At 61.9% G+C, this 5744-nt stretch carries 8 protein-coding genes; all 8 read right to left on the bottom strand.

Features of this window, described 5'->3' with window-relative positions; all coding sequences use genetic code 11:
* Positions 1 to 25: 25 nt before the first annotated feature.
* Positions 26 to 370 (bottom strand): copper-binding protein, encoded by a 345-nt coding sequence (locus JWQ61_RS18935; protein ID WP_304361862.1) that lies wholly within the window; start codon positions 368 to 370, stop codon positions 26 to 28.
* A 26-nt stretch (positions 371 to 396) separates the two neighbouring features.
* Positions 397 to 846 (bottom strand): cupredoxin family protein, encoded by a 450-nt coding sequence (locus JWQ61_RS18930; RefSeq protein WP_304361861.1) that lies wholly within the window; start codon positions 844 to 846, stop codon positions 397 to 399.
* Positions 847 to 888: 42 nt separating this feature from the next.
* Positions 889 to 2280, bottom strand: a complete 1392-nt coding sequence (locus JWQ61_RS18925; RefSeq protein WP_304361860.1) for a multicopper oxidase family protein — start codon at positions 2278 to 2280, stop codon at positions 889 to 891.
* Between the two features lie 27 nt (positions 2281 to 2307).
* The gene (locus JWQ61_RS18920) at positions 2308 to 3717 is read right to left on the bottom strand and encodes a TolC family protein (RefSeq protein ID WP_304361859.1); all 1410 of its coding nucleotides are present in this window, start codon (positions 3715 to 3717) and stop codon (positions 2308 to 2310) included.
* Positions 3718 to 3726: 9 nt separating this feature from the next.
* On the bottom strand, positions 3727 to 4029 hold the full coding sequence (locus JWQ61_RS18915; protein WP_304361858.1) for a hypothetical protein: 303 nt from the start codon (positions 4027 to 4029) through the stop codon (positions 3727 to 3729).
* A 125-nt stretch (positions 4030 to 4154) separates the two neighbouring features.
* Positions 4155 to 4544 (bottom strand): hypothetical protein, encoded by a 390-nt coding sequence (locus JWQ61_RS18910; RefSeq protein ID WP_304361857.1) that lies wholly within the window; start codon positions 4542 to 4544, stop codon positions 4155 to 4157.
* 103 nt (positions 4545 to 4647) lie between these two features.
* Entirely contained in the window at positions 4648 to 5037 is a 390-nt protein-coding gene (cueR, locus tag JWQ61_RS18905) for a Cu(I)-responsive transcriptional regulator (protein WP_041743554.1), read from the bottom strand.
* A gap of 4 nt (positions 5038 to 5041) precedes the next feature.
* A partial coding sequence (locus JWQ61_RS18900) for an HAD-IC family P-type ATPase (protein WP_304361856.1) occupies positions 5042 to 5744 on the bottom strand: 703 nt, incomplete at its 5' end.

Genomic DNA, 5744 nt, shown 5'->3' with positions numbered 1-5744 from the left:
TGGGCTATTTTTTTGCGCGCCATTTTTATTCGGCAGCCTGGATTTTTGTGATGGTCAATGCGCCGTTGGCCTTTTCGGCGACAAAATCGATCTTGTCGCCCGGCTTCACCTGATCCAGCAGCGCTGGGTCGCTTACCCGGAAAACCATCGTCATCGGCGGCATGCCCAGGTTTGCCAATGGGCCATGCTTGATGGTGATCTTGCCGGCCTCCTTGTCGATTTTCCTGACTTCTCCGCTGGACATGGCGGCGGCGTCCGCGGGCTTGATTTCGGCCGTGGCTCCGGATTCCTGCGCAACTGCGATCGGCGCATTGAACGAGATAAGGAGCGGCAGTGCTAAAGCAGTAAATACAATGGAACGGGCTTTCATGAAAACTCCTTCGGTCTGGTAAAAAATTATTTGACGACGATATTGCCGCGCATGCCGGCTTCGAAATGGCCTGGCTGCAGGCAGGCGAAGTCAAACCTGCCGGCCTTGCTGAACTGCCATACCAATTCCCCGCTCTTGCCTGGATCGAGCGATATCTGGTTCGGATCCGAATGTTCCATTTCCGGGAATTTCTGCATCAGTGCTGCGTGCTCTTGCAATTCCTTGATGGAGCCGAGCACCATTTCATGCTTGACCTTGCCGGAGTTCTTGACGAGAAATTTGACGGTTTCGCCGCGCTTGACCGAAATGGTGGCCGGCGTGAAACGCATCGTATCGTTCATGTCGATTTCCACTGTTTTCGATACCTTGGCGGCATCGCCCGGGCTGCCAACCTGCGACGCATGTTCGTCATGGGCGAAGGCATTGGCTGACAACAGCGATAGGGTCAGGGTTGAGACGATCAAAACGGATTTCATGAAAATTCCTTTCAGTTAAAAGTGGATGTCGTATTGCTTGGGTCAATGCTTGTCATGCGAACCGGGCTTGATTACCTTCAGGACCTTTTCGCCCGGCCTGGCGGCCATGCCTCCGGCGTCGGGTGCGCGGGCAGCTGCCGGCATGGATGCGTCGCCGCCTTTCCATTCGTAGGCAACGGTGCCGGCTGGGTGCCTGTACCAGCCAGGGTCCTTGTAATCGTTGGGGGCGAGGCCCTTGCGCACCTTCACCGTGGTGAACATGCCGCCCATCTCGATGCCGCCGAACGGGCCGCTGCCGGTCATCATCGGCAAGGTGTTGTCCGGCAGCGGCATTTCCATCTCGCCCATGGCGCCGCCTTTTTCTCCCATCACCATGTAGTCCGGCACCAGCTGGTTGATTTTCTGCAGGATGTCGCGCTGGTCGACGCCGATCATGGTCGGCACCTCATGGCCCATCGCATTCATGGTGTGGTGCGATTTGTGGCAATGGAAGGCCCAGTCGCCGAGATCGGTGGCGTCGAATTCGATGGCGCGCATCTGGCCGACGGCGATATCGGTGGTGACTTCCGGCCAGCGCGATGCCGGCGGCGTCCAGCCGCCGTCGGTGCCGGCGACCACAAATTCGTGGCCGTGCAGGTGGATAGGGTGGTTGGTCATGGTCAGGTTGCCGACGCGGATGCGCACGCGGTCGCCCTGGCTGCACACCATCGGGTCTATGCCCGGGAACGCGCGGCTGTTGAAAGTCCACAGGTTGAAGTCGAGCATGGTGCTGGTTTTCGGGGTGTAGCTGCCGGGATCGATGTCGTAGGCATTCAGCAAAAAACAGAAATCGCGGTCGGCGCGGTGCTGGCTGGGGTCTTTCGGATGGGTGATCCAGAAACCCATCATGCCCATCGCCATCTGCGTCATTTCATCGGCATGCGGGTGATACATGAAAGTGCCGGGGCGTTTTGCGATGAATTCGTAGACAAAGGTCTTGCCCGGCTGGATGCCCGGCTGCGTCAGGCCGGTGACGCCGTCCATGCCGTTCGGCAACCGCTGGCCGTGCCAGTGCACGCTGGTATGTTCCGGCAGTTTGTTGGTGACGAAGATGCGCACGCGATCGCCCTCGACCACCTCGATGGTGGGGCCGGGCGACTGGCCATTGTAACCCCACAGGTTGGCCTTCATGCCCGGCGCGATTTCGCGCACCACCGGTTCGGCCACCAGGTGGAATTCCTTGACGCCGTTTTTCATGCGCCAGGGCAGGGTCCAGCCGTTGAGCGTGACGACCGGGTTGTAGGGCCGCCCGTTGGGCGGGGATTGCGGCGGTTGCGTTGCCGCGCTATCCATCGTTGCCGCTTCGGGCAGCGACGCCGCGCCGGCCCGGCTCACCAGGCTAGCGCCGATGGCAACCGCACTCGCGCCGCTCATGAAATTTCTACGTGACACCATGATCTCTATCCTTGTATTGTTCGTTGATTAATCGGCAGCCATGGCGATGGAAGCGCCGGGTTTGCTGCCCGCCGCCGCCGATGAGCGGCCGGTCTGCGCCATGCGCAATGCCGAGTCGGCAATCCAGAAATCGCGCAGCGCTTCGATCGCGCCGTTGACGCTCGTCGCCTGCGCCCTGGCGTCGGCCAGCAGCGTGAACACGCCGATCAGCATGCCGTTGTAGCGCAGCATCTGTTCGTCCGAGATGCGTTTCTTGAGCGGCACGATTTCGTCGCGATAGTGGCGCGCGATGTCATAGGAACTGCGGTAGCCGGCGTATGCTTCGCGCACCTCGGAGCGGGCGTTGACGGCCAGCTGCGCGGAACGATTGACCGCCTGCATGTACAGCGTTTCGGCTTTCGCCACGCGCGCGCTGCCCCAGTCGAACAGGGGAATTTCAAGCTGGATCGAATAGCCGTTCTCGCGCGACGGACTCTGGTTGTAGTTGTTGTGCATCAGGCCGACATCGAGGATGTTGATGAAGCGGGTCGCCTTGGTCAGCCCCAGCGAACCCGCCAGCCCGGACAGCTCCCGCCTGGCCATCATGATGTCGAGCCGGTTCTGCATGGCTTGCGCTTCGGCGTCGCCGATGTCTTGCGGAGTTACCGGCAGGTCCGGCAGCCGTTCCGGCAACTGGAATGCTGTCTGCCTGCCCCATAGGCCGAGCAGGCGCGTCAACTTTTCGCGTTCGGCCAGCTGCGCTTGCGCCGCGCGCGCCAGCTGTACCGTGGCGTCGGCGTAGAACGACTGTTCGCGCGCCTGTTCCAGCTTGCTCCAGTTGCCGACTGCTGCCATCTTGCGCGCCAGCTCGGCGCCGGCTTCCGCTGAAACCTTGACTTGCTCCATGTATTTCACGGTTTGCTGCGCCGCGACTGCGGAGAAATAGGTGTGGCGTGTTTCGTCGGCGACCGCCAGCGCATCGCCGGCGGCGCGGAATTGCGCCTGCTCGAAACGGCGGCGCTCGATCTTGCTGGCCAACGGCATGGTCAGCAGGCTCATGACGGGCAGCATCAGCGAACGATCGATTTCGATATCGTCGCCGCGGCGCAGGCGGCCGAACGAAAACGATGGATTGGCGAGACGCCCGGCTTGCACCAGGTCAGCTTCGGCGATGCCGAGTTCGCCATAACTGGCTTGCAGGCCTTTGTTGTTGAGCAGCGCAATCTTGACCGCATCGTCAACGCTCAGCGGTTTGGCAAGCAGCGGTGCGATGGTCTCGGCGACGCTGGCGGCGTCATCCTCGGATTTGACCCACTTGAGGTCTTGGCCGCTGCGTTCCTTGACCAATGACTGCACCGACGAGAAACCGCCGTCTTGCGACAGCGAGGCGCAGCCGCCCAGCAGCACGACTGAAGCTGCGAATGCGAACGGACGCAGGGCGACAGGGAATATTGGCATGATCGCTCCTTAATGTTTTTGCATGCCATCGTGACCCGGCATGGCGTGTGGACCGGCCGGCGGCGCCGGAACAGCGCTGCTGTTGCCGGCCATGGTGTCAGGCCGGGCGACATCGGCATTGGATTTTTTCCACGATTGCAGTTCGGGATCCTGGTAGCTTTTGTAATCCGCAAAGGCGGATTTATAGGGAGCGCCTGCAGTGGCGGCCTGGGGATCTTGCGGATCTTCGGCCTTGGTTTGCGCGCCGGCGGCGAGCGGCAGCAGTGCAACGGCGGCAAAGATCGCGCGCCTCGCAGAGAGGGTGAGTTTCATGATGTCCTCGATGATGCTAAATCGAATCGAATGCAAGACACGCAAATGCGGGTCTCAAGCGAAAGCAGAACCTGGAATGCGCGGCGACAGGCGATAGCCTGGAGACGGCAGTTCAGTCCTGGGATTTAGATGGCGAGGGAGTGCGGAGGCCGTTCGAGGCCTTCGGGGAAATGGGCGGTGAATTGCTGGTCTGCCTGCAGGCCTGTTTCCAGCCCGGCCGGCAGCGGCGCTACCGGATCAAGTGCTGCGGGAGCGCTGATGGCGGTGCTCAGGCAGCAGGACGCGCAGGCGCTGCATTTGTCTGCGCCATGGTGATGGGAGTCGTCCGTGGACGAATCACCGCTCGTTGCGTGGGAAGCATCGGCGACATGGTGCTGGCTTGCGGAAACCTGTTCATGATGGTGAATCTGCTGTCCTTGCGCCAGATGCGTATTGTGCTGGCCTGAAGAGGCTGACATCAGGTGCTGGTGCGCCGCGCCGCAATCGAGCATGGCGGACGATGCAAAGCCTTGCATAGGCAGAGCAAAGGCCAGAAGCCATAAGATTGCGATCTTGAAGAGGCGGGACATGGGCGTCAGTATAAGTCAGAAATAAGGGACTAACAATGCGGCGCTGCCGCTATTGTTGCGCCAGGCCCTCGAGGATCGGACAGTCCGGCCGGTCGTCGCCGTGGCAATGGCAAGCCAGCTGTTCCAGCGTGGCCTTCATGGCTTGCAGCTCCTTGATCTTGTCATCCAGTTCAGTAATGTGCGACAGCGCCAGCTGCTTGACCTTGCTGCTGGGGCGCGACTGGTCCAGCCAGAGGCCGATCAGTTCGGCGATCTGCTTCATCGAAAAGCCCAGCAGGCGGCCCTGGCGGATAAAACGCAGCAGGTGGATATCGCGCTCGGCATAAGTGCGGTAGCCGCCATCGCTGCGGCTGGCTTTCGGGATCAGGCCGGTTTCTTCGTAGTGCCGGATCATCTTGGCCGATACGCCCGAAGCCAGTGCGGCGTCGCCGATATTCATGGCGTTAGTCATGTCTCTTCTCCTTGTTGGACAGGGGCCGCCAGCGGCGCAGCAGCAGTGCGTTGCTGACCACGCTGACGCTGCTGAACGCCATCGCTGCGCCGGCCAGCACCGGGTTGAGGTAGCCCAGCGCCGCCAGCGGAATCCCGACCAGGTTGTAGATAAAGGCCCAGAACAGGTTCTGGCGGATCTTGCTGTAAGTGCGGCGCGAGATATCGATGGCGTCCGCCACCAGGCCCGGATCGCCGCGCATCAGCGTGATGCCGGCAGCCTGCATGGCGACGTCGGTGCCGGTCGACATGGCGATGCCGACATCGGCGGCGGCCAGCGCCGGCGCATCGTTGATGCCGTCGCCCACCATGGCGACCACGGCGGCGCCGGCTTTCAGGCCGGTGATGACCCTGGCTTTTTCGGCCGGCAGGATTTCCGCGTGGATTTCAGTGATGCCCAGCTGCCGGCCGACGGCGCCGGCGCTGCCTTGGTTATCGCCGCTCAGCATGGCGACCCGCAGCGACAGGCGCTGCAGCTGCTGGATCGCGGCCCTGGCGGTCGGCTTGATCTCGTCGCCGAAGGCCAGCAAGCCGGCCAGCGCCGGCGCTCCATCGGTTCCGGCGGCAAGCCAGGATACGGTGCGGCCCTCGGCCTCCAGCTGCGCGGCTTGGTTCGCCAGAGGGCTAAGGTCGACACCCAGTTCCTGCATCCAGCGC

The organism is Collimonas fungivorans (assembly GCF_028292705.1).
GTDB lineage: Bacteria > Pseudomonadota > Gammaproteobacteria > Burkholderiales > Burkholderiaceae_D > Collimonas > Collimonas fungivorans_B.
The sequence above is the reverse complement of the archived record's forward strand: the minus strand, read 5'-3'. Positions and strand labels throughout refer to the sequence as shown.